This is a genomic window from Elizabethkingia argenteiflava (genome assembly GCF_009904105.1).
Lineage (GTDB): Bacteria > Bacteroidota > Bacteroidia > Flavobacteriales > Weeksellaceae > Elizabethkingia > Elizabethkingia argenteiflava.
In genome coordinates, this window is the sequence record NZ_JAAABJ010000067.1 from 1 (window position 1) to 3,287 (window position 3,287).

The 3,287-nt window shown below is 32.2% G+C and carries 2 protein-coding genes and 2 pseudogenes; 1 reads left to right on the forward strand and 3 read right to left on the reverse strand.

Annotated elements, in window-relative coordinates:
* Positions 1-206 (forward strand): annotated as a pseudogene (locus GNY06_RS00335) (transposase); the annotation flags it as partial.
* A 435-nt stretch (positions 207-641) separates the two neighbouring features.
* Here GNY06_RS00335 and GNY06_RS00340 read toward each other — a convergent pair.
* From GNY06_RS00340 to GNY06_RS00345, 3 genes and pseudogenes are all read right to left on the reverse strand, one after another.
* Complete coding sequence (locus GNY06_RS00340) at positions 642-2,630, reverse strand: S8 family peptidase (RefSeq protein ID WP_212995056.1); 1,989 nt, start codon at positions 2,628-2,630, stop codon at positions 642-644.
* 282 nt (positions 2,631-2,912) lie between these two features.
* Positions 2,913-3,098 (reverse strand): hypothetical protein, encoded by a 186-nt coding sequence (locus tag GNY06_RS13500; protein WP_212995057.1) that lies wholly within the window; start codon positions 3,096-3,098, stop codon positions 2,913-2,915.
* A 4-nt stretch (positions 3,099-3,102) separates the two neighbouring features.
* A pseudogene (locus tag GNY06_RS00345) lies at positions 3,103-3,287 on the reverse strand (ATP-binding protein); the annotation flags it as partial.

Here is a 3,287-nt window from a genome sequence, read left to right on the forward strand (position 1 = left end):
AGGTAGTACGAAAAAGCATATATACTACCAATCCAATTCAAGGGGTACATCGCCAGATACGCAAAATCACCAAAACTAAAGGTGCTTTTCCTTCAGAACAGGCACTGATGAAGCTAATGTATCTGGAAATACAGAATATCAGTAAAAAATGGACAATGCCTATCCATAACTGGGGTATCGCATTATCACAACTTTATGTTAAATTTGGAGAGAATTCTCAAGGAAAAAAACAGCTTTTGAGGAGCATTAATTTAGAACCTGACACAGTTCGGGTAACACTCCCACACTTAATGGTATAGTGTCTGCGAATACAAAGTATTCGCAATATTTTTATTTACTAATTTCTTTAATTAAAGTGCTATAAGTATTTTCAGTTTCATTAATTATATTTAAAAACTCATTTATTGAATATGTAGATAGGTCAGGTATCAATTTACTTTCAATACATTTGTTTTCCTCAAAGGAGTTTGCTATTAGTAATCGCAACAACAAAAAGTCACTTATATCTCTATCAATGCAATAAATATAGTTTTTTTGTTTTTTTTTCAAAATGATTAACTGTGGACATTTTATAACCCAAATCTTTCAGATCATTACCAAATAAAACGTTTATACTCTTTTTCATAATGTTTAATATTTATTTATACTGTTAGTTCAATTTCATTTTCAATCCGGATTGCGTCATAAATTTCCAAATTAGAATTTAAGATTTCAATTGATACAACTAATGAATATGGGATTTCACCGTGTGATTTATCCCACCCCTTATGACCTCTAATAGCAATATTAATATCTTCTGGCAAATCGTGCGATTTTATAATTGTCCAATCTTTTTGCACGGTACTATTCGTTCTACTAATGCCATCTACTTCGCCTCTTTTATCACTTTTAATTTTCCAGTTCCAGCTTGACATTGTATTTCTTTTATCTCTTTTATAAGTCGTTACCTCCCCTTCAATTTCTTTGAGAACATAATCTTTAAATTCTTCGAATGCTTCTCCAACTTTAGAACTTGTCCAATCTAGCCAAGAAGACAAATATGATTTAGTTTTCTGCCTTGTTCTTCTTACTTTGGCTGTGTAGGAAACAGTGACTTCAATTAAAATATCATATTCTTCAGCAGGAGACCTTAAAAACTCTGGAATTTTTAATGAATATATATGTCCTTCTTCTGCTCTAATATTTCCAGTATTATAAAAAGTTATACGTTGCTCACTATTTTTAGTTACCCTTTCCAGAGAAGGTATTCCATAACCAAAATGTTTTATGCTAGTTGCCGAAGGGTTTTCAAAATATGGTTCCGGCAATCTAGCACCTTGCACTACTAATCCTCTTAATAAATTTACATTTTCTTCAGGATAAAGTTTTAATAGTTGCGATACAATATAGGAAACTTTTGGAGTTGCAAATGAAGTTCCTACAATATCGTTTCCAATTGCCGCACCTCCATGTAAGGTAGAGCGTACTAATTCCGGAGATAATTCATTCTTGATTGAAACAATATTACCTGTTTTAGAAATACTTAATCCGCCGCCATATTCTACAACATCCGGTTTTATCATTCCCCAAATTCCTGTCCCAATTCTCGAAAAGGGAGATATGTCATTATGATTACCTAACGATTGAAATTCATCATTATCAATCGAAATATGATTTATTGAGCCGACTGTAATAGCAAAACTGCTTTGAGCCGGATTTGCTATTCTACAATATGCTTCATTTAAGTAATCAGGATAATTTTTCCCATTTTCTATAAAATGACTAATGCCAAAACCTCTCGCATTACTAATTGAAATATTTCCAGCGGATATTAAAAATAAAATATCTTTTTCATTAATAATTGTATCAATCGTTGCTGCCCACGATGACATATGTTTAATTCTCGAGGGTAAGCAAGAATTAACAGAGAGGTTAAATACTCTACAATCTTCATTGTCAGCAATTATTTCCTGCATTAGTTGAGCAGGAAGTTTATCTGTAAGTTTATTGTCTTGATTTAATACTCTTAGATTTCTTACATAGCAAGGGAGTTGATAAGGATTAGAAACATTGCTAATCCCATTTGGATACAAAATTGCTCCTGCAACACGAGTTCCGTGTCCCCCACCTCTTACATAATCTGCAGTAGAATCATCACCGATTATGTAAGACTTTGAATTTTTAGAAATTATAGCTGGAGAAATATATTTATTACCTTCCATTATACCACTATCAATCACTCCTATTTCAGGGGCGTCTTCTTCTGGCTCAATAATTTCAATTTCGAATGTTTCAGTTCCTTCCGATTCTGATTGTACTCCAACAATTTCATCAACCTCTGAAACTTCAAAAACAAAAGGGTAATTTAATACTAAGTCTTTTAAACCCTTTCCATTAATTTCGACTTCACAACAAAAACTGTCTTCTAAATCGATAAAATTGCTGGTAATACTACCGTAGAAATTTATAAACGCTTCAAATTCATTTTGTCTTTCAAGGAATCTATTATCACGTTCAATTAACGCTTGCCAATGTTTTTCACATCTACCTGCACAACCCTGTTTGGTTGGGTCTGGAGGTTTATCAAATGCAACACCAACCTCTAATTTATAAATAGTATTTTCATCAACACTTTGCCATATAGATTTCAAATAGTCCGAAAGTATGTGTTCTGGTTTCCATTGATTTCCATCTATGATTTCCCAAAATTCCGCAATTCGACCTCCTCCGTGCTCACCATTAAAAAATTTATTTATTTTCTTATTTAAGGTTGCAAAAGCATCTAGAGAAGCTCCAATAATATAACCATCATCTTCTTCAGAAATTATTTCGATTCCAAATTGTTTTAAATCAAAATCGTAATTAATTAATTTTGGATTTATTTTAAGAAAAATAGGTATAATATCAGCATTTAGAGGAGCAAGATCATTTTGTTATCTTACTGATAATTGATTATTCCAATCAGTCTTTAATTGAGTAGTTTTGTTCAGTAAATTACGAGAATGCCTAAGATTATTTAGTTTATTTTCTTTAGAAAGAGGATGGGGTGTTCCACCTCCGTGCAAGCGAGGCTTCCCAGAAACCTTTTGGAGGAATTGTAGGTGAGGAAAATTTTCCATAAAACTATTTGTTAAACGTTAAGTTTTCTTCCAGTGCTTTGTCCAAATCATTTACAGAAATCTCTTTGCTAGAATTTATAATAGATTTTTTTGCGGCATCATTTGCTATTTTAACAACAAGTGCATATGATAATCCTTGCATCTTAGATGCACATTTACTGAGATCAATCTCTTTACTAAGTCTTAGAG

Excerpts from the sequence above, each read along its gene's own strand:
- GNY06_RS13500 (WP_212995057.1), bottom strand. The coding sequence starts at position 3,098 with ATGGAAAATTTTCCTCACCTACAATTCCTCCAAAAGGTTTCTGGGAAG.